Origin of the sequence: Blautia wexlerae DSM 19850 (assembly GCF_025148125.1) — a bacterium.
Classification (GTDB): Bacteria; Bacillota; Clostridia; order Lachnospirales; family Lachnospiraceae; genus Blautia_A; species Blautia_A wexlerae.
Map to the genome: position 1 here is coordinate 1,590,457 of NZ_CP102267.1, position 26,086 is coordinate 1,616,542.

Here is a 26,086-nt window from a genome sequence, read left to right on the forward strand (position 1 = left end):
TTCTCATAATATAATAAGAAGGAACCCTCCCAATATTAACAGCAATGAGGAAACAACTGAAAAGATCTGGGCTCCTACACCTGGGGTGCCGCCCTGTTTGATCACTTCATCGCGGTCAAGTTTATTTTTCATCAGATTCTCTGTGATTCCGGGTGCGGATTTGAGAGTCTGTCCGTCCTGTATGCCGATAGCAGTTACGGTTTGCCCTGTTTCGAAATCAGCAGCAGAATAATAATAACGAACATCATATTCTTTATGTGAACGTGTCGTCTGGTTCGATGGTTCTATAAAATGCTTCTGTGTATAGGTGTTATCCGGTACATATGTATAACCGGCAGATGATAATGCTGCCTTGTCGTAATCTTCCCAGGTTTTGGTCAGCATAATATCATCAATAAAATCCTGCGAAAGTGCATAATTTCCAATTTTCCCCTGGCCTGATACCGGCATGCTGCTGAAAGATGAATTCCATTCCAGAACGCCATATTTCTTTTCGTCGTCAGTCATTGCCTCCTTCTTTTTGGAAGAAGATTTTGTTAATTTCATTGTCTGTTTTGAACTTGAAATGCGGATGCTGTCAAAGTCCAGTCCAAGCTCATCATCATGTGCCGGTTCAGTCAGCTCAAATGTGCCGCATACAATGACTGTCTTTCCATCGTTTTCCGGGTCGATCGTATCTGCTGCATCAACGTAAACTGCGTCTTTCAGAGCTGCTTTTGTTTTGGGGTTATCCACAAAGATCATCTTTAAAGCAGATACAAAAAAGAATATTCCGATTATTACAAGGAGAATCCCTCCTGCTTTCTTCAATATCTTCATAATTTTCATCACCCTCCATTTCTGTTAATATTTTCTGCAAGTATCTCAATCATATTATTACATATTTTACTTCGCTTGCCACTGTCACTTGCGATAGTAACAGGTTGCATTATTTTCTGGAATTACAGTAGGATTCATGCTATTATGAAAAGTAATAAGACGGATAACAATAATAAGGTATGCTTTATAAATGGAAGGGGATATAAGATGGCAGGATTAAAAAAACTTCCAATTGGAATTGAGAATTTTGAAAAATTGCGGCAGGAAGATTTCTATTATATAGATAAGACACGACTGATTGAACAGTTGCTTACAAGATGGGGTGAAGTAAACCTGTTTACCCGTCCGAGACGTTTCGGAAAATCCCTGAATATGAGTATGCTCCAGAGTTTTTTTGAGATTGGAAAAGATAAGACTTTGTTTGATGGGCTGAGGATTTCAGATAATCAGGAATTATGTGAGGAATATCAGGGGAAATTTCCGGTGGTTTCTGTCAGTCTGAAGGGAATCAATGGTGCCACATATGAGGAAGCCCGCAGATTTCTCATAAAAACAATCAATGAAGAAGCCCGCAGGCTATCCGTACTTTCAGACAGCACAGAGCTTGATGAGACAGATCACGAATTGCTGACACAGTTAAAGAAAAAAGAAATGACAAACGATTCTCTGGTGTACAGTATCCGTGAGCTGACAGAATTGCTGGAAAAGCACTATGGCAGCAAAGTAATTGTTCTGATCGATGAGTATGACGTACCTCTGGCAAAGGCAAATGAAAATGGCTATTATGATGAAATGGTATTGCTGATCCGTAATTTATTTGAGAACGCATTAAAAACCAACAACAGTCTGAAATTCGCAGTGCTGACAGGATGCCTGCGGATTGCAAAAGAAAGCATTTTTACAGGTCTTAACAACTTTAAGGTTTATTCCATTACAGATAAGAGCTTTGATGAAACATTTGGATTTACAGATGCGGAAGTAAGGGAACTCCTCCGGTATTATGGACAGGAAAAATATTATGAGACAGTGAAAGAGTGGTATGACGGCTACCGGTTTGGAAATGTGGATGTTTATTGTCCATGGGATGTGATCAATTTCTGCAGCGATCATCTGGCAGATCCCGGGCTGGAACCGAAGAATTACTGGGCGAATACAAGTGGAAACAGTGTGATCAGTCATTTCATTGACAGTGTGGGAAAACCACAGAAGCTGACCAGAATGGAGCTGGAACAGCTGGTAAATGGAGGGATTGTCCAGAAAGAAATTAATTTTGAGCTTACCTATAAGGAATTATATTCTTCCATAGACAATCTGTGGAGCACACTTTTTATGACCGGATATCTGACACAGAGAGGGGAACCCAGTGGTAACAGATATAATCTGGTTATTCCCAACAGAGAGATCCGAAATATTATCACCAACCATATTTTGAAAATGTTCAAAGAAAATGTAAAGGACGATGGAAAAACAGTCAGCGATTTGTGTGATGCACTGCTGAACCAAAATCCGGAAAAAGTAGAGTTGATTTTTACAGAATATATGAAAAAAACGATCAGCATAAGAGATACCTTTGCCCGGAAACCAACGAAAGAAAATTTCTATCATGGATTGCTGCTTGGTATTCTGGGATTCAAAGAGAACTGGTCAGTAATGTCAAATCGGGAATCAGGAGACGGATTCGGGGATATTCTGATCCGTATAGAAGATGAAGATGTGGGAATTGTGATCGAAGTAAAATATGCAGATGACGGAAATCTTCAGGGAGAGTGCGAAAAAGCACTTCAGCAGATTATAGATATCAGATATACTGAGGCGTTAGAGCAGGAAGGGATTCATACAATCATAAAATATGGAATCGCCTGTTACAGAAAGAAATGTAAGGTGCTGATGAGAATAGACAAACAGTGAATACAGAATATTCAGACCTCATTACCGGATGCAGAACGAACGGTAATGAGGTCTTGTCACGTTATCCTTTAGTTACTGTTCACTCCGCTCACAGTAACTTAGCCAAAATTCATTCCAGATTGCCTGTGGCAATGGAATTTTGGCTTGTATGTCTCGGGATAGTGGTATGTGAACAGTAACATCCTTTACTCTAATGCTGAGCTTTTTCCGTATTTGCAATTGACATCTTAACAGGAAATGATTATGATATTTCTGACAGTGCTTTTTAGCTGTCCCGATTTCATATCAAATCAAATACCCTGTTGCCAGTGGGATATTTGATTTGATATGAAATGAATGAGGAATGGTGAAATACAAAGGAGAGTTAGAAGTTATGAGTATTTCCATGATTGGAATTGACCATAATATGGCACCGGTGGATATTCGTGCGAAATTTGCATTTACAAAGAAAAATGCCGGTGAAGCAATGGAAAAAATAAAGAATCAAAATGGAATATATGGATGCGTGATCCTGTCCACCTGTAACCGCCTGGAGGTCTGGGCAAGTGTGGATGATGAGGTGGATGTCTGTCTTTATGACTGCCTCTGCAGGATAAAGGGAATTACTGAGGATTCTTACAGACAATATTTTGTAGAGCGTAAGGATCAGGAGGCAGTTGAGCATCTTTTTTATCTTACCAGTGGTCTGAAATCACAGATCATAGGGGAGGATCAGATCCTTACACAGGTGAAGGATGCCCTGAATCTGGCAAGAGAGAATTTTGCGGCAGATGGTGTTTTGGAGGTTCTGTTCAGAATGGCTGCCACAGCAGGAAAGAGGATTAAGACAGAGGTTCCTTTTTCCCATGGAAATCCGTCAGTGATCCATCAGGCCATCGGATTTCTGGCAGAGAAAGGGTATTCTCTCAGGGATAAGACCTGTATGGTCATCGGTAACGGTGAGATGGGTAAGGTGGCTGCTCAGGCTTTGCAGGAGGCAGGTGCAGATGTGACAGTGACCATCCGTCAGTACAGAAGCGGAGTTGTGAATATTCCGCTGGGCTGTAAGCGCATTAATTACGGTGACAGAATGGAGTATGTGCCGCAGTGTGACCTTGTAGTGAGTGCAACTGCAAGCCCGAATTTCACATTGAGAGAAGAATTATTCCAGGGAATCAGGACAAAGGATGACCTGATTCTGATCGATCTGGCAGTTCCCAGAGATATAGAGCCATCTGTTGGAAAGCTCCAGGGGGTCACACTTTATGACATGGACAGCTTCCGTATAGAGGAAGTTCCTGCAGAACTTCAGGAAAATCTGGAGGCAGCAGGCGCGATCGTAAGAGAGCAGATGGATGAATTTTTCCAATGGCTGGATGGAAGAGACCTGATCCCAAGAATTCAGGATATTAAAGATGAGGCAGTCAATGACCTGAATTTAAGGATTGCAAAGATATTAAAGAAAACACCTATGGAAGAGGATGACAGGCAGAATCTGGTCCATGCAGTGGATACGGCAGCAGGAAAAGTAGTAAATAAACTGATCTTTGGTCTGCGTGACAGTCTGAATCAGGAGATTTTCCTTGAGTGTGTGGCAGGACTGGAGAAAATATATGAAGAATAAGCCGTATTTTCCAATGTTTATAGACTTATCAGATAAGAATATCGTGGTTGTAGGCGGCGGAAACATTGCAACCCGTCGAGTGAAAACCCTTTTATCATTCACCAGAAATATCAGAGTCATTGCTCCGAAGGTCACCATGGAGATGATGGAGCTTGGCAAAGCCGGCTATGTAGAGCTGATCACACGTCCGGTGAAGCGTACAGACTTTGCGATGGCATATATGGTGATCGCAGCTACCAATGACAGAAAGTTAAATGATGAGATCCACAGGATCTGCAGGCAGGAAGGCGTTTATGTTAATGTAGCCAGTGACAGGGAGCAGTGCGATTTTTATTTCCCGGGAATTTATATGGAAGAGGGACTGGTGGTGGGAATCACAGCCAGTGGTCTGGACCACAAAAAAGCGCGCAGGATAAGAGAAGAGATTCAGAATGCCCTGGAGAGAGTTGCGCAGGAAGATGATAATGAGGAGGAAAATGATGACTGAGGTGATCATTGGAAGTAGAGAGAGTAAGCTGGCAGTTCTCCAGAGTGAGATGGTAAAAAGCTACATAGAACAGAAAAACCGTGAAGAAAATGCCGGCTCTGAAATAACAGTAAATATCCTGACTATGAAAACGACAGGAGATATTATTCTGGATCGTACCCTGGATAAGGTGGGCGGAAAAGGACTGTTTGTAAAAGAACTGGACAGGGCATTGCTGGATGGTAAAAGCAATCTGTCTGTACACAGTCTTAAGGATATGCCTATGGAGGTTCCAAAAGAGCTTCCGCTTCTGGCCTTTTCAAAGCGTGAGGATCCAAGAGATGTACTGGTGCTTCCTGAGGGAGTGGCGGAGCTGGATCCGGATAAACCTCTGGGATGTTCCAGCTTAAGGAGAACTCTTCAGTTAGAGAAGCTGTATCCTGAGATGGAGGTAAAGAGTATCCGTGGAAATCTGCAGACAAGGCTTCGCAAGCTGGATGAAGGAGAGTATTCCGGGCTGATCCTGGCAGCGGCAGGCCTGAAACGACTGGGACTGGAAAGCAGGATCAGCAGATATTTTACACCGGATGAGATGATTCCTTCAGCAGGTCAGGGGATTCTGGCTGTGCAGGGACGCAAAGGTGAGGATTATGGGTATCTGGACGGATACTGTGACAGGGATGCCTGGCTTGCAGGAGCTGCAGAGCGCGCATATGTAAAATATCTGGACGGAGGATGTTCTTCGCCTGTAGCTGCATTTGCAGAGGTGGACGGAGATGAGATCTTTATCCGCGGTTTATATTACAGTGAAGCTACAGGAAAGTGGCTTACAGGTCAGATCAGAGGTGCAGCAGAGGATGGAGAGAAGCTGGGAATTGCACTTGCAAAGCAATTGAAATCTGACTGTGAGGGAAGATAAAAAAATTTATAAAAAGAAAATTCTTGTGACGCAAAAAGGAGAAGAAACATGGCAGCTGGCAAGGTTTGGCTGGTTGGTGCGGGACCGGGTGATATCGGGCTTTTTACATTAAAGGGCGCAGCGGTTCTGCAGCAGGCAGATGTGGTAGTATATGACAGTCTGGTAGGCGAAGGGGTTCTGGCAAAGATCCCGGAGCATGCCAGACTGATTAATGTAGGTAAAAGAGCAAATCACCATACAATGGTGCAGGAGGATATTAATAAGGTTCTTCTGGAAGAAGCTGAAAAAGGAAATAAAGTAGTAAGACTTAAAGGTGGAGATCCCTTTCTCTTTGGAAGAGGCGGGGAGGAACTGGAACTTCTTTCTGAGAATGGAATCCCTTATGAGATTATACCCGGAGTGACATCTCCCATTTCTGTTCCTGCTTATAATGGGATTCCTGTGACACACAGGGATTTCTGTTCGTCCTTACATATTATTACAGGACATAAACGCGCAGGGCAGGAGTATGATATAGATTTTAAAGCACTGACCCGGACAAAGGGAACACTGGTGTTTCTAATGGGAATTGCAGCACTGGAGGATATCTGCAAAGGGCTTCTTGCAGGTGGAATGGATCCGGATATGCCGGCAGCAGTTCTTCAGAAAGGAACAACAGCAGGACAGAAGCGGGTGGTTGCTACTGTAGGTACCCTCAAGGAAGAGGTGGACAGACAGGGGATAGAGACACCTGCCATTATTGTTGTGGGAAAGGTATGTTCTTTGGCTGACAAATTTGCCTGGTATGAGAAGCTTCCTCTGGCAGGCTGGAAGGTTCTGGTCACAAGACCAAGACAGCATATTTCAAAGACAGCAGATCTTCTCCGTCAGAAAGGTGCCGAGGTTCTGGAGCTGCCGTCTATCTGTACAGTACCTGTTGAGGATAATGGCAGACTGTATGAGGCATTTGAGAAACTGGATACTTATCAGTGGATCATTTTTACAAGCCCTGCAGGTGTGGAGATCTTTTTTGACGAGATGGACAGAAAAGAGATGGATGTGCGCAGCCTGGGACAGGCGAAGATCGCAGTGATCGGTGAAGGAACGAAGAAAAAGCTGAAAGAGCATCACCTGCTGGCTGATTTTGTGCCAGATGTGTATGACGGAGATACTCTTGGAGCAGAGCTTGCAAAAGAACTTCAGGGAAATGAAAAAATCCTGATCCCAAGAGCCGAAGCCGGAAATAAAAAGCTGACAGAATTGCTGGAGCAGACAGGGGCACAGGTGGATGATATTGCAACCTACACTACTCGTTATGAGAAGAGCAGACTGATCGATGAGAAGAAAGAACTGGAGACAGGAAGTGTGGACTGTGTAGTATTTACCAGTGCATCCACTGTAAAGGGCTTTGTGGAAGGCACAAAGGGACTGGACTATACGAAGGTAAAAGCTGCCTGTATCGGAAAACAGACCAAAGCTGCAGCAGATGCTTATGGTATGCAGACCCGCATGGCAAAGAAGGCTACCATCGAAAGTCTCATAGAGCTTGTGGAAGAGATGAAACAGGAAAACTGATAACTATTCTGCAAAAAATGGAACAGTTATGAGAATTGTTGATAAAAGGAGCAAAAAGACATGGACTTAATTCAGAGACCAAGAAGATTAAGAGGCAGTGAAAATTTAAGAAAAATGGTAAGAGAGACAAGAATGGACAAGTCTTCCCTTATCTATCCCTTATTTGTAAAAGAGGGAACAGGAATCGAAGAAGAGATCCCTTCTATGGAAGGACAGTTCCGCTACAGTGTAGACCGTCTTCCTTTTGAACTGGAACGTCTGCAGAATGCAGGAGTAAACAGCATTATGCTGTTCGGTATCCCGGATCATAAGGATGAGGTGGGAAGCGGTGCGTACGACCCCAACGGAATCGTACAGAAGGCCCTGAGAGAAGCAAAGAAACAGTTCCCGGACATGTACTATATCACAGATGTATGTATGTGTGAGTACACTTCACACGGACACTGCGGAGTGCTCTGCGGTCATGATGTAAATAATGATGCAACACTGGAATTACTGGCTAAGACAGCTGTTTCCCATGTAGAGGCAGGCGCAGATATGGTAGCTCCCTCTGATATGATGGACGGACGTGTACGTGCTATCCGTGAGGCTCTTGATGCGAACGGACATTATGGAGCACCGATCATGTCCTATGCAGTAAAATATGCATCTGCTTTCTACGGACCATTCCGTGATGCAGCAGGTTCTGCACCGTCTTTTGGTGACAGAAAGAGCTACCAGATGGATTTCCATAACAGAAGAGAAGGAATGAAGGAAGCTCTTACGGATGTGGAAGAGGGCGCAGATATCATTATGGTAAAACCTGCCATGTCTTATCTGGATATGGTCTCTGAGGTATCAAAGGCTGTAAATGTGCCGGTTGCAACATACAGTGTAAGCGGTGAATATGCAATGGTGAAAGCAGCTGCAAAGATGGGATGGATCGATGAAGAACGTATTATGTGTGAGATGGCAGTCAGTGCATACCGTGCAGGTGCCCAGATCTATCTTACTTATTATGCAAAAGAACTTGCAAAATGCATGGATGAAGGGAGAATCGGCTGATGGGTTTATCAGAAGAATTATTTGACAGAGCGGTAAAGGTAATTCCGGGAGGAGTAAACAGTCCTGTACGTGCCTACGGTGCTATCGGTATTGCACCGAGATTTATCGACCGTGCAGACGGATGCCATATTTATGATGTTGATGGAAAAGAATATGTGGATTATATCGATTCCTGGGGACCGATGATCCTGGGCCATAATTTTCCGGAAGTAAAAGAAAGTGTGCTGAAGGCGTGTGAAAAGGGCCTCAGCTTCGGATGCGCAACTGCAATCGAAGTGGAGATGGCTGAGTTCATCTGTGACCATATTCCACATGTGGATATGGTGCGTATGGTAAATTCCGGTACAGAGGCTGTTATGAGTGCAGTCCGTGTTGCCAGAGGATTTACAGGAAAGAATAAGGTCATTAAATTTGCAGGATGCTATCATGGACACAGTGATGCCATGCTGGTAAGTGCAGGCTCCGGTGTGATGACAAGCGGTGTTCCGGACAGTGCCGGTGTTCCTAAGGGATGCACAGAGGATACCATGACTGCTGTTTATAATGATCTGGACAGTGTACGTGCACTGATGGAGCAGGCTGACGGACAGACTGCTGCTGTTATCGTGGAAGCTGTAGGCGCAAATATGGGTGTGGTTCCCCCGAAAAAGGGGTTCCTGGAAGGTCTGAGAAAGCTCTGCGATGAGTACGGCGCCCTTCTGATCTTTGACGAGGTTATCACTGGTTTCCGTCTGGCTTTTGGCGGTGCTGCAGAATATTTTGGCGTGACCCCTGATCTGGTTACCTATGGTAAGATCATCGGTGCAGGTATGCCGGTAGGCGCATACGGCGGACGCAGAGAGATTATGGAACTGGTTTCCCCTGTGGGAAAGGTTTACCAGGCCGGTACCTTAAGCGGAAATCCTATTGCAATGGCAGCAGGACTGACACAGTTAAAATATCTCTATGAACACCAGGGAATCTATAAAGATCTGGAGGAAAAAGGAAAACGTCTCTATGGCGGTATGGAGAAAATCCTGGCAGAGAAAAATCTGCCTTACCATATCAATTACGTATCTTCCCTGGGAAGCCTGTTCTTTACAGAGCAGGAGGTTGTGGATTATACATCAGCCAAATCTTCAGATACAAAAGCTTTCTCTGAATATTTCAAGGGAATGCTTGCGCAGGGAATCCATATGGCTCCGTCACAGTTTGAGGCAATGTTTTTATCTGTTGCCCATACAGATGAGATCATAGACCAGACACTGGAGGCTGTCAGAAATTATTTTACCAAATAAACAGCAGAGCGCTTATCCGGTATAGAACTTAGCCCAAATTCATTCCAGATTGCCTGCGGCAATAGAATTTTGGCTTGTATGTGAACAGTAACGACAGTAACCCATGAACTGGAAAAAATACATAAAACTGAGTTCCGTAATCTTGTTCTGATTAGGAAAATGTGCTATAATCACCTTATCGTATGACATCGTCCGGCAATATCGGGACGAAAATATTATTGCTCGCTGACAGCAGACGGGAACAGAGTGAGCGATGATAAATAAACTTCAGGACAGCAGGAGGAAAAAAGCATTATGAGTGAAAAGAAATATGTAGCTTATGTGGGTTCTTATACACATGGCTCTTCCAGACAGGGAATCCATGTTTATGATGTTGATGTTGAGAATGGCACTCTTACAGAACGCAGCAGTGTTGAAGTAAGTAATGCATCCCACATGGCTGTTTCAAAGAATGGTAAGTATCTTTATTCTATCGAGGATGAGGGTGTTGCAGTATTTAAACGTGATAAAAATGGTGATCTGTCACGTATCAACAGTGTAAATATTGATGGAATGAGAGGCTGTTTCCTTTCTACAGATGTTGACGGTAAGTATCTTTATGTTGCCGGATATCATGACGGTAAGGTGACTGTTGTACATACTCATAAGGACGGCAGACTTGGAAGCCTGATGGATGGCGTATTCCATACAGGACTCGGAAGTGTTGCAGAGCGTAACTTCCGTCCCCATGTGAACTGTGTTCGTCCGACTCCGGATAATAAATATCTCTGTGCAGTAGATAACGGAATTGATCAGGTGAAGATTTACCGTGTCAACAAATTGCGCAATAAGCTGGAACTGGTAGACATCCTGAGATGTCCGAGAGAGAGCGGCCCGCGTATCATTCGTTTTAGCGATGATGGTAAGTTTGCTTATATTCTCTTTGAACTCAGTAATGAGATCAGGGCTTACAAATATGATGGAAGCGGTAAGGTTCCGGCGTTTGAACTGATCCAGACGATTGAGACAAGTGCGAAGAAGGATGTTCATGATACACATAATGCAGCGTCCGGTCTTTCTCTTGCAAATGATGGCAAGCATCTTTTCTGTACAACAGCAGGTGAGGATACAGTTTCCATGTTTGAGCGTGATGAGGAGACTGGTATGCTGACAAGGAAGTTTACACTTCCGATCAGTGGTGAATATCCGAAAGATCTGGTACTTTTACCGGATGATAAGCATCTGGTGCTGGCTAATCATGCAAGTAATACACTGACTACTTTTACAGTGGATTATGAGAAGAATATTATTGTGATGAACGGTAAGCCGATTAAGATTACAGAGCCAAACTGTATCAGAATCTGGCCGGTTCCGGAAGAATAACAGATTCGTTACATAGAATCAGCAATATAGGCAGATAATAAAATACCTTCATTTGAAACTGAGATCAGCTCAGGATTCAAGTGAAGGTATTTTTGCGTGGATTAATTGGAATTATTTCCGATAAAAATCCCGAACCTTATCCATCTGGGAACTCATATTGACAAAGAGCGCATCCGCCAGTGTGATTGCTGCCATAGATTCTACCACAACCACTGCTCTTGGGACAATGACCGGATCATGTCGGCCATGGATTTCCAGAGAAAGAGGTTCTTTATCTTTGGTTACGGTCTGCTGCGGCTGGCTGATGGATGGGGTTGGCTTGATATGGGCACGAAGTATGATTTCACTGCCGTCACTGATTCCTCCCATGATTCCGCCTGCGTGGTTGGAGGTTTTGATGACTTCACCGTCTTTGACTGTGAATCCATCATTGTCAGTGGAACCGTTTGAGGAAGTCACTGCAATGCCGTCACCGATTTCAACAGCCTTGACTGCACCGATGGACATCAGGGCGTGGGCAAGAAGAGCACTGAGCTTGTCAAAGACAGGCTCGCCAAGTCCGGCAGGTGTTCCGGTAATACGACATTCGATCACGCCGCCTGCACTGTCCTGATTCTTCATACATTCTTCCAGATATTTACCGGCCTTCACTGCTGCCTGTGCGTCCGGCATATAAAATGCATTCTGATGGATTTCTTCTTTATTAAAAGAAGCAATTTCAACAGGTCCGATAGATCTGGTATAGGTGCAGATTGAAATGCCAAGTTCTCCTAATATTTTAGAAGCAATGGCACCTGCTGCAACTCTTCCGATGGTTTCCCGCCCTGAAGAACGTCCGCCGCCTCTGTAGTCGCGGAATCCGTATTTTTGGTCAAAAGTATAGTCTGCATGTCCGGGACGATAGGAGTATGCGATATTTCCGTAGTCTCTGGAGCGCTGATCTGTATTTCTTACCATCAGAGAAATTGGAGTTCCAGTGGTTTTGCCCTCAAAGACACCTGAGAGGATTTCTACCAGATCTCCCTCTTTACGAGCGGTGGTGTATCTGCTCTGTCCGGGTTTTCTTCTGTCGAGGAATTTCTGAATGTCCTCTTCACAGAGAGGAAGGCCTGCCGGGCATCCGTCTATCACAGCTCCGAGAGCTTTTCCGTGGGATTCCCCCCAGGTGGTTACCTTAAATTTATTTCCAAATGATGACTGGCTCATATGATTTGTATCCTTTCCTGTTATTGTATTAGAGCGTGTCTGGAAAATCATTCCCACAATCTGCACGCCCCACTTTGCGGGATATTTCACCTGAATTCAGTTGCCGTAGTTAGAGCGTGTTTGGAAAATCATTCCCACAATCTGTACGCCCCCACTTTACGGGACTTTTATAAATAAATACTACTTTATTATAGCGAAGTGTAAAAGTTTTGTAAACCGAAAGCATTAGAATTGACAAAAATTCATGTTCAAATTATAATGATGTTTGAGTCTTTGTGAAAATAAAGAGTAAACGTAACTGTTCAGTAATCTCTTGCAGAAACTCTGAATAGTTGCAGATTTATTGTTACTGAGAACAGAGTAAACAGTAACAATCTATTGAGGGGAAATCGAGAAAAAGAAGGGAAGTGTGGATCGTGGTAAGGATTTTTAAGACAATCGATGGCGCTATCCATGAAATACAGGAACCACAGGAGGGCTGTTGGATTGCACTGACGAATCCTACGGCAACAGAAATTTTTGAAATTTCCGAGCAGTTTGGGATAGAGGTGGACGATTTGCGCGCACCTTTGGATGAGGAAGAGCGTTCCCGTATAGAAGTGGAGGACAATTATACCCTTATCCTTGCAGATGTACCTGCGATTGAAGAACGTAACGAGAAGGACTGGTATGTGACCATTCCTCTTGGTATTATCGTGACTCAGAAGATGATCTTTACTGTATGTCTGGAAGACACACAGGTTCTGACAAGATTTATGGAAGGCAGGGTAAGAAACTTTTTTACCTATATGAAAACCAGATTTATTCTGCAGATTTTGTACCGTAATGCCAGCATGTATCTGAGATATCTGCGTATTATAGATAAGAAGAGCGAGCAGATTGAGGAGAAACTTCATCTGTCTACAAGAAATCAGGAATTGATGGAACTTCTGGAACTGGAGAAATCACTGGTATACTTTACCACATCTCTGCGTTCCAATGAGATGGTTCTGGAGAAACTTCTGAAGGTGGAGAGTATCAAGAAATATCCGGAGGATACAGAGCTGCTGGAGGATGTTATCATTGAGAATAAGCAGGCCATCGAGATGGCTAATATTTACAGTGGTATCCTCAGCAGTATGATGGGAACTTTTGCGTCAGTTATTTCCAATAACCTGAACATTGTCATGAAGGTTCTGGCTGTTATTACCATTGTTATGAGTATTCCGACTATTGTTTTCAGTGCGTATGGTATGAACCTGAGTGCTGCAGGAATGCCGTTTTCCAGGACACCATGGGGATTTCTTATCGTTATCATCCTTTCTGTAGTGGCAAGTATTATTGCAGCGATATTTCTTTCCAAGAAGAAGTTTTTCTGATTTTGTGTCTGAACTGAGAGGCAGCTATTCGGTGCAGAATTACGCAGAGAAAGCAGATTGTGGATATCCGCTGTAACGAAAGAACGAATAGCATTTTGTGAGAAAAGGAGATTTATGAAATTTATTGACAAACTGGAACGAAAATTTGGAAATCGCGGGATTGAGAATCTTACGATTTATATTATTGTAAGTTATGTACTGGGATATGCATTGATGTATATTAATCCGGGGGCTCTTTCCATGTTGAGTTTGAATGTCTCTGAAATCCTGCATGGTCAGATATGGAGACTTGTTACATGGATTATTTATCCGCCGAGTACGTCATCTGCTTTATGGTTTATGATTGCGATATTGTTCTTTTATTATCCGATCAGTGCATCGCTGGAACGTACATGGGGATCATTCAGATTTACTGTATATATTTTATCTGGAATGATTTTTACAGTAATTTCTGCGTTTATTTTGTATTTTATCACAGGTGGAGTGTTAGATGCTTATCTGAACGGATCACAGTTTTCAACGTATTATATCAGTTTATCTATTTTTCTGGCATATGCGCTGACATATCCGGATATGAAGGTTTTACTGTACTTTGTAATCCCGATCAAGATGAAGTGGATGGCGATTGTATATGCTGCTCTTGTGGTATATGATATTGTCAGATATTTTATGGGAGGAGCATGGTTTATGGCACTGCCAATCATCGCATCCTTACTGAACTTTATCATTTTCTTCCTTGGTACAAGAAATCTTAACAGATACAATCCGAAGGAAATCCATCGCAGAAATCAGTTTAAGAGAGCAATGGGAGAAAGTAAGACCGTTCCCTTCCCGGGTGGCAGCAAGTCAGGGGAAGTGACGAAGCACAAATGTGCAGTCTGTGGCCGTACAGAGAAAGATGATCCGAATCTGGAATTCCGTTTCTGTTCTAAATGTAACGGAAACTACGAGTATTGTCAGGATCATTTATATACACATATACACAAGAAGTAAGAGGAGAAAAGATTATTATGAAAAAAGTACCATTTGTCACCCTGGATAAACTTCAGGAAATCACTGCGCAGTTTCCTACACCTTTCCATCTTTATGATGAAAAAGGTATCCGCGAGAATGCAAAGGCAGTGAAAGAAGCATTTGCATGGAATAAGGGCTTCAAAGAATTCTTTGCTGTGAAGGCAACTCCAAATCCATTTCTGATCCAGATCCTTCAGGAGTATGGCTGTGGCTGTGACTGTTCTTCCATGACAGAGCTGATGATGTCCAAAGCAATCGGATGCAAAGAGGGAGATATCATGTTTTCTTCCAATGATACACCGGAAGAAGAATTCAAATATGCAAATGAAATCGGCGGGATCATCAATCTTGATGATATCACACATATCGAGAGCGTAGAAAGAGCCGTAGGATATATTCCGAAGGTGATCAGCTGTCGTTATAATCCGGGCGGAGTGTTTAAGATCAGCAACGATATTATGGACAACCCCGGAGATGCCAAATATGGTATGACAACAGAGCAGATTTTTGAAGCATTTAAGATCCTGAAGGAAAAAGGTGCCGAGGAATTCGGTATCCATGCATTCCTTGCAAGCAATACTGTGACAAATGAGTATTATCCGATGTTGGCGAAAGAGATGTTTGAAATGGCAGTGAAACTTCAGAAGGAGACAGGTGCTCATGTGAAGTTTATCAACCTTTCCGGTGGTGTTGGAATCGCTTACAAACCAGATCAGACTCCGAATGATATCAGAGAGATCGGTGAGGGTGTCCGCAAAGTATACGAAGAAGTACTTGTTCCGGCCGGAATGGGTGATGTTGCAATCTATACAGAGATGGGACGTTTCATGATGGGACCGTATGGCTGCTTGGTAACTAAGGCAATCCATGAGAAGCATACTCATAAAGAATATATTGGTGTGGATGCGTGTGCTGTAAACCTGATGCGTCCGGCAATGTATGGCGCATACCATCATATCACTGTTATGGGAAAAGAAGACCAGCCATGTGATCATATGTATGATGTGACAGGTTCTCTCTGCGAAAACAATGATAAGTTTGCAATTGACCGCTATCTTCCGAAGGTTGATATGGGAGATCTTCTTGTGATCCATGATACAGGAGCTCATGGTTTTGCCATGGGATATAACTACAATGGTAAACTGAAATCTTCTGAGATCCTTCTCCATGAAGATGGAAGTTTCGAGATGATCCGCCGTGCCGAGACACCGAAGGATTATTTCGCAACATTTGACTGCTTCCCGATTTATGAGAAATTACTGGAAGATATGGAATAATGCTGTGATTATTCTGTAATTTACTGTCCTGTGGTATTGACGGGGCAGATAGGACATAAAAATACACAAAAAGAAAGGTACTGATCTGTGCATGATGCTGGAAGGTTAGTGCCTTTCGTTTTGTATGGAGAAACAGTGGTTTCAGAAGAATGTACTGTAAAAATTTTGTCTGTTCGGAGGTAGACGTATGATTAAATATGAATATGAAACAGGAATGTGTAAACAGCTGCATTACAATGGTCTGTGGAGTGTACAATATGAGGGTGTTCCCGGACATTTTAAAAAAGTAAAGATGGTCTGTCCCTGCATCAGAGACGAATGTGATCAGAATTGTGAAGTGTTTAAGAACATACCGGAAATAAAAGCAGCAGATCAGGAATGGCATATGAGAGATGAGAGATAGAATAATGGGAGATAAGAAAAAAGAATACAGAGACAAAAGAACAGGCATGCAGACTGTAAGGTCTGTCATATTTGCTATTGTGCTTATAATTACAGGTTTTACCAGTATAATATCTGTGGCAGATAATACTTATGCAGCAGACGAATATCGAGTGCATAAATCTGAGGTGGTTGTAAAGACCGGTGCCACTTATACAGTAAAGATCCTGAATCATGATACAAAAGTGAGTCCAAAGAAGTTTAAATGGACCAGCAGTAACTCAAAATGTGTAAAGGTTATAAATGGCAGGATATATGGTTTAAAGCCCGGACATGCAACGATCACAGCACAGATGAGTGGACTGAAAGTAAACTGCGAGGTTTTTGTCTGTAATAAAACGGAAACAGTTCTTTTTAAGAAATACAAAAAACAGGTGAAAGTAACGGCAGGAAAGACAATTATTCTGGAGCCGCAGAAGTATGGAAAAAGGCTGACTTATACTTCTTCTGATAAAACGGTGGCAACTGTATCAAAGAAAGGAAAAGTTACTGCAAAAAAGGCGGGAAATGTCAAAATCACCAGTGTTTCTTATGGTACTGACAGATATGTATCAGAGATAGAAGTGATCGTCCTGCCGGCAGCGTCAGAAACTCCGGAAATTACGCCTACACTGACGCCGGATGAACCAGCACCATCTGTGACCCCGGAGCCGACGGTAACGGTCACGCCAACTCCGAAAATCACACCTGCACCGGAAGATGAGGAAAAGTTCCGGAAACCCCTGGATGGAGTTACTCATTATATTTTGCACAGAGGTGAACAGACAGAAGCACCTGAGAATTCCGTGCCTGCCTTTGAGATGGCAGGACGCAATGGGGCGGAGTTTGTGGAGACAGATGTGAGAGAGACCGCAGATGGAGTTCTGGTTGTCTCTCATGATGATTCTTTGCTGCGGATGTGCGGGGAGGACAGGCTTATTTCAGAGATGACTTATGAGGAGATAAAGCAGTATCCGATTATAAATGGAAGAAATGCTTCGCAGTATCCGGATAATCTTATTCCTACACTGGAACAGTATATTGCATGCTGCAATAAGTACTCTGTGACGCCGGTGATTGAAATAAAGTCAATCCGTACGGAAGAAGCCATGAATTTGTTCATGCAGCTTCTGACTGAATCACAGAAAGAGCCGGTACTCATCTGTTTTCGCATAGAAACACTTGGTAAACTGCGTGAGATGGGATTTACAGGGAAATTGCAGTGGATTCGTACAGTGCGCGTGAATGCTTCTATGATACAGCAGTGTAAGAAATATGATCTGGACATAAGTGCAGAGTATAAAAATATCAGTATGAATGATATCAACAATGCTCATCAGAATGGAATCCGCATATCCGTATGGCTTTGCCGGAATGAAGATATGGTAGACATTTTCAGGAAAATGGGTGCGGATTATATCACGTATGAGAAGTGGAATACAGATGAAGTAAAAATGCGTTACTATTCACATAGCACTATCCCGCGAGGTGTTTTGGCATGAATATGCCAAAATCCCGAGACATACAAGCCAAAATTCTATTGCCGTAGGCAATCTGGAATGAATTTTGGCTAAGTTACTGAGAACGGAGTGAACAGTAACAAAAATACGACAGGATTAGCAGAAAATCAAGGTAGACATTTAGCAGAAAAATAAGTAAAATACAAGATGTAGATATAAATTGTAAGCAGAACAGTAACACAAATGTCGTAAGTATTTAACAGTTCACTATTGCTATAAGAAAGGACTGAACAGTTGTATATATTTTATATACTGCTGAAAAAGAGGAGGAGAGAGTAATGAAAAAAATAGCAGCTATGGTGCTGGCAGGTGTTCTGGCAGCAGTTCCGGTCAGTACGACCGGTGCAGCGGAATTTCAGGATGGAGCAGATACACAGAATTTCATCTTGGCAGCCGGAGAGGAAACTTCAACAGACACAGATGAAAGCAAAGGGATAAGTGCAAATGACAGTGTCGTTGAAGGACTTGACAAACCTCTGGTTTTCTATCCCAACACTTACTATAAATTTAATGTGACCGGTGCCGGAACGCAGAATACGAATCCTGTTGAGGGAGATGCCAGATGGACACCATTATACTGGAGTCTTTCTCTCAAACCGCAGGAAAGCGATATTCACAGGAAATGGGAAATCGGTTCTGCAAAGGGTATTTATACAAAGGTGGAACGTGCATACAATATATATATCTTTTTCCAGAGAGAAGAATATACAGGAGGTATATGGGAGAAAAACGATATTGTACAACCTGTGAGATATCAGTTCAATGCAGCTCCGTTAACTGAACAGGATGGAAGCTATAAGTACCTGATAGGTGGAATTGGCTATAAGATTTTAAATGAAAGAGAAGTAAGCGTTACAGGTCTTGCTGCGGAATATAATGTGATACAAATTCCGGCTACAGTTGTGATCAATGATAAAGTTTATAAAGTAACTACAATTGACAAGAATGCCTTCAGCGGGAACAAAGAAATTACAGATGTTATTTTTGGAAATAATGTAATAACGATTGGAAAATATGCGTTCAGCCAGTGCCCGAATCTGCGGAACATAAGATTTGGCAGCAGAGTAAAAAGAATTGGCAGCAACGCATTTGCACAGTGTACAAAACTGCGAAATTTCATACTTCCTGCCAGTGTCAGACATATAGATGCCAGAGTTTTTTACCAGTGCCCGGCGGTCAAAGTGATCAGGATCAACAGTACAGCACTGAACTATGTTGGAAAAAAAGCTTTTGCGGTCAACAAAACCGTAACTATCAGACTTCCTGAGAAGCTGTTTGCCAGATATCAGAAACTGATCAAGGCAAGCAGTGTGTATTCTAAAACGAGGTTTGTGAAATATTAAAAAAAAACTCAAAAATGCCCTTGCCATTTCGACAAAAACGTGATATGATAATACTCGTTTCAATGCCGGCATGTCGGAATGGCAGACGAGGCAGACTCAAAATCTGTTGTGGGCAACCACGTGTGGGTTCAAGTCCCACTGCCGGCATTAAAAAGTAAGCGGAGCCTTTGTTTATGAAGGTTTTCGCTTTTTTTTATTTGCCGTATTGAACAGTTCAGATAATTCTAAAATCTTTATGAAATTTATCTCGCTTTTCTTGAAAAAGAGATGAATAAGTGATATGGTACATCATAACAAAACGAAATGGAGGAAAAGCCAATGAACCTTGATAATAAAAAGCCTGGCAGAAAACCGCTTTATGTATATTATATCATTGCGGCAGTTATTATCATTCTTCTGAATGTGCTGTTACTTCCTGCAATTGAGGGACGAAAGGTACAGACGACTGATTACAGTACTTTCCTGACAGGGGTAGAGAAGGATTACGTTAAGACAGTAGAAATTCAGGATGATTATATTTATTATGTAGCAGAGAGTGACGGACAGGAGGGTTATTTCAGAACTGTCAAGATGAATGATCCTGACCTTGTAGACCGTTTGCATGATGCAAATGTCAAGTTCGGTGCAGCAGCACCACAGCAGACATCTATCTGGATCAGTCTGATCGCAGGATATGTACTGCCGATTGCCATCTTTATCCTTCTTGGAAGGTGGCTCAGCAAGAAGATGATGAGTTCCATGGGCGGAGGTCCCGGTGGGGCAATGTCATTTGGAAAGAGTAATGCGAAAGTATATGTGAAATCATCTACGGGAATCAAATTCTCAGATGTAGCGGGAGAGGACGAAGCCAAGGATCTTCTGACAGAAATCGTAGATTATCTTCATAACCCGCAGAAATACAGAGAAATCGGTGCATCTATGCCGAAAGGAGCCCTTCTTGTAGGCCCTCCGGGTACAGGTAAAACACTTCTTGCAAAAGCGGTAGCCGGTGAAGCGGAAGTTCCGTTCTTCTCCATTTCCGGTTCTGAATTCGTGGAAATGTTTGTTGGTATGGGCGCTGCCAAGGTGCGTGATCTTTTCAAACAGGCGAATGAGAAAGCTCCATGTATTGTATTTATCGATGAAATCGACACAATTGGAAAGAAACGTGATGGTGCCGGATTTACAGGCGGTAATGATGAGCGCGAGCAGACTCTGAACCAGCTGCTTACAGAGATGGATGGTTTTGACGGCTCCAAAGGTGTTGTGATCCTTGCGGCAACCAACAGACCGGATTCCCTTGATCCCGCACTTCTTCGTCCCGGACGTTTTGACAGACGTATTCCTGTTGAACTTCCGGATTTAAAAGGACGTGAGGAAATCCTTAAAGTCCATGCAAAGAAGATTAAGATCGCAGATTCCGTACGTTTTGATGAGATTGCGAAAGCTGCAGCCGGAGCTTCCGGTGCAGAACTTGCAAATATTGTCAATGAAGCAGCACTTCGTGCAGTACGTGACGGCAGAAAATTTGCCACTCAGGCAGATTTTGAGGAGAGTATCGAGGTAGTTATCGCAGGATATCAGAAGAAGAACAGAGTTCTTTCCAATAAAGAAAAACTGATAGTTGCTTATCATGAAATCGGACATGCGCTGGTTGCAGCAAAGCAGACCGAATCTGCACCGGTCCACAAGATCACTATTATTCCGCGTACATCAGGAGCACTCGGATATACCATGCAGGTGGATGACGGAGATCATTATCTGATGACAAAGGAAGAACTTGCAAATAAGATAGCGACCTTTACAGGCGGTCGTGCCGCTGAGGAACTGATCTTCCACTCTATTACAACCGGAGCATCCAATGATATCGAACAGGCGACTAAGCTTGCAAGAGCAATGATCTCCAGATATGGTATGAGTGAAGACTTCGATATGGTTGCCATGGAGAATGTGACAAATCAGTATCTGGGCGGAGACTCCAGCTTAAGCTGTTCTTTTGAGACACAGACTCTTCTGGATAAGAAGGTTGTGGAGCTTGTCAGGATGGAACACCAGAAAGCACTGAAAATCCTTCAGGACAATATCGGAAAGCTTCATGAACTTGCAAAATATCTATATGAGCATGAGACAATTACAGGTGAGGAATTTATGAAGATCCTGAATGCACCTGTACAGGCTCCAACTGTAGTGGCAGAATCTGAAAGTAATACAAAGTCTGAGAACAATGCAGAATCCGAAAACAGTACAGAAGCTGATGCAGATACATCTTCCGGGAAAGTGAATTTGCAGAAGTGATATTTTCTCAAGATATACAAGCCAAAAGTCCATTGCCGCAGGCAATCCGGAAATTTGGTTATGTCACTGAAAACTGAGTGAACAGCAATGAAAGCAGCAGAGGCGATTTGAGCTTCTGCTGCTTTTCCTTGCCAATTAACTCCGGTTCGGTTATAATTCGTAATAGTGAACGCAGCATCCTGGATGTTTTTTGGAAGAAAGAAGGGAATGAAGATGGATTGTCGAACTGCAGAAGGAATGGTGAGTAGTTATATTAAACATGATCTTCCACTAAATGAACTGGAAGAGTTTCTCGATCATGTACAGAATTGTTCTTCCTGTTATGATGAACTGGAAACATATTTTATTGTACATGAGGTAACACAGCAGCTTGATGATGACAGTAGCGATTCGGTTCTGGATTTCAAAAAACTGCTAGAACAGGATATCCGGAAATCCAGAAGATATATCCGCAAGAAGAAAGCCAGTTGGCTGATGTTTGGAGTAAGTATATGCCTTCTGATCGCTACGATTGCGGCAATATTGATTTTTGTAATGATGGAGACAAATTACATTCTATAAAGACACTGGAGGATTTTATGAGCGAAAAAATATTACTGATTGATGGACACAGTATTCTGAACAGAGCTTTTTATGGTCTGCCGGATCTTACAAATTCAGAAGGAAAACACACAGGGGCAGTATATGGTTTCCTGAATATCCTTCTTCGGACGATCGAGGAAGAGAAGCCTCAGTATCTGACAGTGGCATTTGACCTGAAGGCACCGACTTTCCGCCATAAGATGTTTGAAGCATACAAGGGAACACGTAAACCCATGCCTGAAGAACTGAGAGAGCAGGTACCGCTGATTAAAGAAATGCTTACTGCAATGGGTGTGAATGTTGTGACAAAAGAAGGCTACGAAGCGGATGATATTCTGGGAACTCTGGCCAGGAAAAGCGAAGCGGCAGGAATGGATGCGACAATCCTTTCCGGTGACAGAGATCTGCTTCAGCTTGCGACAGATAAGGTTATGATCCGTTTGCCAAAGACTGTAAGGGGCAAGACCACCATAGAGGATTATCATGCACAGCAGGTGATCGAGAAATATCAAGTGACACCTCCTCAGATCATTGAGTTAAAGGCTCTGATGGGTGACAGTGCTGACAATATTCCGGGAATCCCGGGAGTAGGTGAGAAGACTGCCACAAAGATTATTGTGGAGTATGGAAGTATTGAGAATGCTCATGAACATCTGGAAGAGCTGAAGCCAAACAGAGCCAGGGAATCAATGAGAGAACATTATGATATGGCGCAGATGAGCAAGGCTCTGGCTACGATTTGTACGGACAGTCCCATAGAGTTTTCGTATGAAAAGGCAAAACTGGGAAATCTTTATACAAAAGAAGCTTTCCTTCTCTGCAGACAGCTGGAATTTAAGAATCTGCTTAACCGTTTTGACTCTGCGGCAGTACAGGAAGATACGCTGGAACAGGAGTTTTTCACATGTGCAGACCTGGCAGGCTGTGAAGCGCTGTTTGCGAAAGCGGAAGCAGGAAAGACAGCGGGTGTTTCTCTGGTTACAGAGAATGGCAGGGTATTTGGTGCAGGACTTGCGCTGAATGAAGAGGAAATTTATTATATTCCTGTAGAAGGGATGATCACAGAAGGTTATCTCTGCGGAAAATTGGAAGGGCTCCTTCATAAAGTATCTGAATCCAACACAGAGAATATTATGAAATCTAATACAGATGATGTGAAGAAGGATCCGGAAAATGAGATATCTGATGTCAATACAGACGGTACTCTGAAATATGATAAAAAATGTGTATGTGCATTGGATGTAAAGGCATTACTCAAGCATATAAAATCTGATGATCCGATGGCTGTATTTGATGCAGGTGTGGCTGCATATCTGCTGAATCCTCTGAAATCCTCCTATACTTACGATGATATGGCAAAGGAATATCTGAATGGTCGTATCCTGCCTGCAAGAGAGGAACTTCTTGGAAAGAAAACAGTGGAAAAAGCATGGGAGGAGAGTGCAGAGGGGCTTGCAGCATGGGCCTGCTACATGGCCTATACAGCACTTGCCTGCCGGAAACCCATGTGTGAAGCACTGCGTGATACAGGTATGTGGAATGTATATACACAGATTGAGCTTCCGCTGATCTTTACTCTTGATTCCATGGAAAAATGGGGAATCAGCGTGAAGAGTGAAGAACTGAAAAGCTACGGTGAGAAACTAAGTGTACGTATTGGAGAACTGGAGAAGCAGATCTGGCAGCAGGCAGGGGAAGAGTTTAATATCAATTCTCCGAAACAGATGGGAGTGATCCTGTTTGAAAAGCTTGGCCTTAAGGGTGGAAAGAAAACAAAGACAGGTTATTCCACAGCGGCAGATATTCTGGAAAAGCTTGCACCGGAGTATCCCATTGTAAAGGATATTCTGGAGTACCGTCAGCTTGCGAAACTGAAATCTACTTATGCAGACGGGCTTGTTGGTGAGATCGCAGAGGACGGCAGGATTCATTCTACCTTTAACCAGACAATTACAGCAACAGGAAGGATCAGCAGCACAGAGCCGAATCTTCAGAATATCCCTGTAAGAATGGAGCTTGGAAGACTGATCCGTAAGGTATTTGTTCCGGAAGAGGGATATGTATTTCTGGATGCGGACTATTCCCAGATCGAGCTTCGCGTTCTGGCGCATATGTCAGGGGATGAGAAACTGATCCAGGCATATAAAGAAGCCCAGGATATCCACAGACATACAGCATCAGAGGTATTCCATGTGCCCTTTAATGAGGTGACAGATCTGCAGAGGAGAAATGCCAAGGCAGTAAATTTTGGAATCGTTTATGGGATCAGTTCCTTTGGGCTCAGCCAGGATTTAAGTATCACACGAAAAGAAGCAGCAGAATATATTGAAAGATATTTTGAAACTTATCCAAAGATCAAAGGATTTCTTGACGGACTGGTGGAAGAGGGAAAAGAAAAAGGATATGTGACTACCATGTTTGGCAGACGCAGGCCGATCCCGGAACTGAAATCCGGTAATTTTATGCAGAGGTCTTTTGGGGAGCGAGTAGCCATGAACTCTCCAATACAGGGAACTGCAGCGGATATCATTAAAATTGCAATGAACCGTGTGTACAGACGATTAAAGGATGAGAATCTTAAATCCCGTCTTGTACTTCAGGTACACGATGAACTTCTGATAGAGACCTGTAAAGAGGAAATCCCGCAGGTTTCTGCTATTCTTGAAGAAGAGATGAAAGGTGCCGCAAAGCTTTCCGTAGAACTGGAAGTCGATATGCATCAGGGTAATAACTGGTATGAGGCGAAGTGATGATGATAACAATAGGAATTACCGGCGGAGTGGGTGCCGGAAAAAGTACAGTGCTTGATTTTCTTGAAGAAAAGTATCAGGCATATGTGATGAAAGCAGATGAGATCGGGCATCTGGTGATGGAGCCGGGGCAGTCCTGTTATGAACCGGTGATTGCACTATTTGGAAGACAAATCATAAAAAATGATAAAACTATTGACCGCAGACAGGTTTCGGATGTAGTATTTTCACATCCAGAGCTTCTGGAGAAATTAAACCAGATCATCCATCCGGCTGTGAAACAGTACATCAGAGAGCAGTTAGCTGTAAAGAAACAGCAGGGACAGAAGATATGTGTGGTGGAAGCTGCACTCCTTCTGGAAGATCATTATCAGGAGTTTTGCGATACGATATGGTATATTCATACGGATGAAGAGATCCGTATCAGGAGACTGATGGAGAACCGCGGTTATACAAGAGAGAAATCAGTCAGTATCATTGCCAGTCAGGCACCGGAGACTTTTTTTCGGGAAAATGCAGACTATGTTGTGGTAAATAACGGAGATTTTGCACAGACCAGACGGCAGATTGAGGAAGGAATCAGAAAATATGAGACTTTGTAGCATTGCCAGCGGAAGCAGCGGAAACTGTATTTATGTGGGCTCAGATAATACCCATCTTCTGGTGGATGTAGGCATCAGCGGAAAAAGGGTAGAACAGGGATTGAATTCTCTGGAATTGACAGGAAAAGATATTGATGGTATCTTGATTACACATGAACATTCGGATCATATCAAAGGTCTGGGCGTGATCGCAAGGAAACATCAGATACCGGTTTATGCGACAGAAGGAACTGTGGAAGCTTTATCTCACATGAATCTTGGAAAAATGCCGGAAGGGATTTTTCGTGAGATACACGAAGATGAGCCTTTTGAGATTAATGATCTGACAGTGAATCCTTTTACGATCCCTCATGATGCTGCACAGCCCGTAGGATACCGGGTAGAGTGTGGAGAGCATTCTGTGGGGATTGCTACAGACCTTGGAAAATATAATGAGTACATAGTCGGTAATCTGCAGAATCTGGATGCGCTTCTTCTGGAAGCAAATCATGACATCCGTATGCTGCAGGTTGGAAAATATCCCTATTATCTGAAACAGAGAATCCTTGGAGACAGGGGACATCTTTCCAATGAGAATGCAGGCAGGCTTTTATGCAGGCTGCTACATGACAATATGAAAGGGATTTTCCTTGGACATCTGAGCAGGGAAAATAACTATGAGGAACTGGCGTATGAAACCGTCTGTTCAGAAGTAACCTTAGGTGACAACCCTTATAAGTCGCGTGATTTCAGAATTCAGGTGGCACAGAGGGATTGCATATCAGAAGTAATTACAGTGTAGAAAGGAC

22 protein-coding genes and 1 tRNA gene are annotated in these 26,086 nt (G+C 43.0%); 21 read left to right on the plus strand and 2 right to left on the minus strand.

Annotation, left to right across the window (positions count from 1 at the left end):
- Window positions 1-3: 3 nt before the first annotated feature.
- The gene (locus NQ550_RS07385) at window positions 4-819 is read right to left on the minus strand and encodes a hypothetical protein (RefSeq protein WP_025576944.1); all 816 of its coding nucleotides are present in this window, start codon (window positions 817-819) and stop codon (window positions 4-6) included.
- A 207-nt stretch (window positions 820-1,026) separates the two neighbouring features.
- Here NQ550_RS07385 and NQ550_RS07390 point away from each other — a divergent pair, with 207 nt between their 5' ends.
- From NQ550_RS07390 to NQ550_RS07425, 8 genes are all read left to right on the plus strand, one after another.
- Window positions 1,027-2,727 (plus strand): AAA family ATPase, encoded by a 1,701-nt coding sequence (locus tag NQ550_RS07390; protein ID WP_025576943.1) that lies wholly within the window; start codon window positions 1,027-1,029, stop codon window positions 2,725-2,727.
- A 373-nt stretch (window positions 2,728-3,100) separates the two neighbouring features.
- Complete coding sequence (hemA, locus tag NQ550_RS07395) at window positions 3,101-4,330, plus strand: glutamyl-tRNA reductase (protein WP_025576942.1); 1,230 nt, start codon at window positions 3,101-3,103, stop codon at window positions 4,328-4,330.
- On the plus strand, window positions 4,320-4,817 hold the full coding sequence (locus tag NQ550_RS07400; RefSeq protein ID WP_022381476.1) for a precorrin-2 dehydrogenase/sirohydrochlorin ferrochelatase family protein: 498 nt from the start codon (window positions 4,320-4,322) through the stop codon (window positions 4,815-4,817). Before hemA ends, NQ550_RS07400 begins: the two co-directional genes overlap by 11 nt.
- A complete protein-coding gene (hemC, locus tag NQ550_RS07405; RefSeq protein ID WP_330366253.1) occupies window positions 4,795-5,715 on the plus strand; it encodes a hydroxymethylbilane synthase in 921 nt (306 codons plus the stop codon). The genes NQ550_RS07400 and hemC overlap by 23 nt, the downstream gene beginning before the upstream one ends.
- Before the next feature lie 48 nt (window positions 5,716-5,763).
- Entirely contained in the window at window positions 5,764-7,269 is a 1,506-nt protein-coding gene (gene cobA, locus NQ550_RS07410; RefSeq protein ID WP_008704754.1) for a uroporphyrinogen-III C-methyltransferase, read from the plus strand.
- A gap of 60 nt (window positions 7,270-7,329) precedes the next feature.
- A complete protein-coding gene (hemB, locus tag NQ550_RS07415; protein WP_008704753.1) occupies window positions 7,330-8,313 on the plus strand; it encodes a porphobilinogen synthase in 984 nt (327 codons plus the stop codon).
- Window positions 8,313-9,590 carry a glutamate-1-semialdehyde 2,1-aminomutase gene (gene hemL, locus NQ550_RS07420; RefSeq protein ID WP_008704752.1) on the plus strand — a complete coding sequence of 426 codons (1,278 nt, stop codon included), beginning with the start codon at window positions 8,313-8,315 and terminating at the stop codon, window positions 9,588-9,590. Before hemB ends, hemL begins: the two co-directional genes overlap by 1 nt.
- Before the next feature lie 294 nt (window positions 9,591-9,884).
- On the plus strand, window positions 9,885-10,952 hold the full coding sequence (locus NQ550_RS07425; protein ID WP_008704751.1) for a lactonase family protein: 1,068 nt from the start codon (window positions 9,885-9,887) through the stop codon (window positions 10,950-10,952).
- Window positions 10,953-11,063: 111 nt separating this feature from the next.
- On the opposite strand, the gene aroC is transcribed toward NQ550_RS07425, so the two are convergent.
- Entirely contained in the window at window positions 11,064-12,215 is a 1,152-nt protein-coding gene (aroC, locus tag NQ550_RS07430) for a chorismate synthase (RefSeq protein WP_416386859.1), read from the minus strand.
- Here aroC and NQ550_RS23040 point away from each other — a divergent pair.
- The 13 genes from NQ550_RS23040 (at window position 12,159) to NQ550_RS07490 (ending at window position 26,079) form a co-directional block, all read left to right on the plus strand.
- Window positions 12,159-12,335 (plus strand): DUF6783 domain-containing protein, encoded by a 177-nt coding sequence (locus tag NQ550_RS23040; RefSeq protein WP_465221265.1) that lies wholly within the window; start codon window positions 12,159-12,161, stop codon window positions 12,333-12,335. The genes aroC and NQ550_RS23040 overlap by 57 nt on opposite strands.
- A gap of 239 nt (window positions 12,336-12,574) precedes the next feature.
- The gene (locus NQ550_RS07435; RefSeq protein WP_025576939.1) at window positions 12,575-13,516 is read left to right on the plus strand and encodes a magnesium transporter CorA family protein; all 942 of its coding nucleotides are present in this window, start codon (window positions 12,575-12,577) and stop codon (window positions 13,514-13,516) included.
- 114 nt (window positions 13,517-13,630) lie between these two features.
- Window positions 13,631-14,509: an acyltransferase family protein gene (locus tag NQ550_RS07440; RefSeq protein WP_025576938.1), complete on the plus strand. Its 879-nt coding sequence runs from the start codon at window positions 13,631-13,633 to the stop codon at window positions 14,507-14,509.
- A 17-nt stretch (window positions 14,510-14,526) separates the two neighbouring features.
- The gene (locus tag NQ550_RS07445; RefSeq protein WP_008704744.1) at window positions 14,527-15,807 is read left to right on the plus strand and encodes a diaminopimelate decarboxylase; all 1,281 of its coding nucleotides are present in this window, start codon (window positions 14,527-14,529) and stop codon (window positions 15,805-15,807) included.
- A gap of 187 nt (window positions 15,808-15,994) precedes the next feature.
- Window positions 15,995-16,210 carry a hypothetical protein gene (locus NQ550_RS07450; RefSeq protein ID WP_020993737.1) on the plus strand — a complete coding sequence of 72 codons (216 nt, stop codon included), beginning with the start codon at window positions 15,995-15,997 and terminating at the stop codon, window positions 16,208-16,210.
- Window positions 16,200-17,729: a glycerophosphodiester phosphodiesterase family protein gene (locus NQ550_RS07455; protein WP_081703152.1), complete on the plus strand. Its 1,530-nt coding sequence runs from the start codon at window positions 16,200-16,202 to the stop codon at window positions 17,727-17,729. The genes NQ550_RS07450 and NQ550_RS07455 overlap by 11 nt, the downstream gene beginning before the upstream one ends.
- Before the next feature lie 296 nt (window positions 17,730-18,025).
- Complete coding sequence (locus NQ550_RS07460; RefSeq protein WP_025576936.1) at window positions 18,026-19,090, plus strand: leucine-rich repeat domain-containing protein; 1,065 nt, start codon at window positions 18,026-18,028, stop codon at window positions 19,088-19,090.
- A gap of 64 nt (window positions 19,091-19,154) precedes the next feature.
- Window positions 19,155-19,237, plus strand: a tRNA-Leu gene (locus NQ550_RS07465).
- Between the two features lie 171 nt (window positions 19,238-19,408).
- A complete protein-coding gene (ftsH, locus tag NQ550_RS07470; RefSeq protein ID WP_025576935.1) occupies window positions 19,409-21,364 on the plus strand; it encodes an ATP-dependent zinc metalloprotease FtsH in 1,956 nt (651 codons plus the stop codon).
- Window positions 21,365-21,577: 213 nt separating this feature from the next.
- Window positions 21,578-21,925 carry a zf-HC2 domain-containing protein gene (locus NQ550_RS07475; protein ID WP_029676784.1) on the plus strand — a complete coding sequence of 116 codons (348 nt, stop codon included), beginning with the start codon at window positions 21,578-21,580 and terminating at the stop codon, window positions 21,923-21,925.
- A gap of 17 nt (window positions 21,926-21,942) precedes the next feature.
- Window positions 21,943-24,696 (plus strand): DNA polymerase I, encoded by a 2,754-nt coding sequence (gene polA / locus NQ550_RS07480; RefSeq protein ID WP_025576933.1) that lies wholly within the window; start codon window positions 21,943-21,945, stop codon window positions 24,694-24,696.
- Window positions 24,696-25,298, plus strand: a complete 603-nt coding sequence (gene coaE / locus NQ550_RS07485; RefSeq protein ID WP_306797798.1) for a dephospho-CoA kinase — start codon at window positions 24,696-24,698, stop codon at window positions 25,296-25,298. The genes polA and coaE overlap by 1 nt, the downstream gene beginning before the upstream one ends.
- Complete coding sequence (locus NQ550_RS07490) at window positions 25,285-26,079, plus strand: MBL fold metallo-hydrolase (RefSeq protein WP_008704729.1); 795 nt, start codon at window positions 25,285-25,287, stop codon at window positions 26,077-26,079. Before coaE ends, NQ550_RS07490 begins: the two co-directional genes overlap by 14 nt.
- The last annotated feature ends 7 nt before the right edge of the window (window positions 26,080-26,086 follow it).

Bases quoted from the DNA above. Each gene is read 5' to 3' on its own strand.
- NQ550_RS07385 (WP_025576944.1), bottom strand. From the start codon at position 819: ATGAAGATATTGAAGAAAGCAGGAGGGATTCTCCTTGTAATAATCGGA.
- NQ550_RS07390 (WP_025576943.1), top strand. From the start codon at position 1,027: ATGGCAGGATTAAAAAAACTTCCAATTGGAATTGAGAATTTTGAAAAA.
- hemA (WP_025576942.1), top strand. From the start codon at position 3,101: ATGAGTATTTCCATGATTGGAATTGACCATAATATGGCACCGGTGGAT.
- NQ550_RS07400 (WP_022381476.1), top strand. From the start codon at position 4,320: ATGAAGAATAAGCCGTATTTTCCAATGTTTATAGACTTATCAGATAAG.
- hemC (WP_330366253.1), top strand. From the start codon at position 4,795: ATGAGGAGGAAAATGATGACTGAGGTGATCATTGGAAGTAGAGAGAGT.
- cobA (WP_008704754.1), top strand. From the start codon at position 5,764: ATGGCAGCTGGCAAGGTTTGGCTGGTTGGTGCGGGACCGGGTGATATC.
- hemB (WP_008704753.1), top strand. From the start codon at position 7,330: ATGGACTTAATTCAGAGACCAAGAAGATTAAGAGGCAGTGAAAATTTA.
- hemL (WP_008704752.1), top strand. From the start codon at position 8,313: ATGGGTTTATCAGAAGAATTATTTGACAGAGCGGTAAAGGTAATTCCG.
- NQ550_RS07425 (WP_008704751.1), top strand. From the start codon at position 9,885: ATGAGTGAAAAGAAATATGTAGCTTATGTGGGTTCTTATACACATGGC.
- NQ550_RS23040 (WP_465221265.1), top strand. From the start codon at position 12,159: ATGATTTGTATCCTTTCCTGTTATTGTATTAGAGCGTGTCTGGAAAAT.
- NQ550_RS07440 (WP_025576938.1), top strand. From the start codon at position 13,631: ATGAAATTTATTGACAAACTGGAACGAAAATTTGGAAATCGCGGGATT.
- NQ550_RS07445 (WP_008704744.1), top strand. From the start codon at position 14,527: ATGAAAAAAGTACCATTTGTCACCCTGGATAAACTTCAGGAAATCACT.
- NQ550_RS07450 (WP_020993737.1), top strand. From the start codon at position 15,995: ATGATTAAATATGAATATGAAACAGGAATGTGTAAACAGCTGCATTAC.
- NQ550_RS07455 (WP_081703152.1), top strand. From the start codon at position 16,200: ATGAGAGATAGAATAATGGGAGATAAGAAAAAAGAATACAGAGACAAA.
- NQ550_RS07460 (WP_025576936.1), top strand. From the start codon at position 18,026: ATGAAAAAAATAGCAGCTATGGTGCTGGCAGGTGTTCTGGCAGCAGTT.
- ftsH (WP_025576935.1), top strand. From the start codon at position 19,409: ATGAACCTTGATAATAAAAAGCCTGGCAGAAAACCGCTTTATGTATAT.
- NQ550_RS07475 (WP_029676784.1), top strand. From the start codon at position 21,578: ATGGATTGTCGAACTGCAGAAGGAATGGTGAGTAGTTATATTAAACAT.
- polA (WP_025576933.1), top strand. From the start codon at position 21,943: ATGAGCGAAAAAATATTACTGATTGATGGACACAGTATTCTGAACAGA.
- coaE (WP_306797798.1), top strand. From the start codon at position 24,696: ATGATGATAACAATAGGAATTACCGGCGGAGTGGGTGCCGGAAAAAGT.
- NQ550_RS07490 (WP_008704729.1), top strand. From the start codon at position 25,285: ATGAGACTTTGTAGCATTGCCAGCGGAAGCAGCGGAAACTGTATTTAT.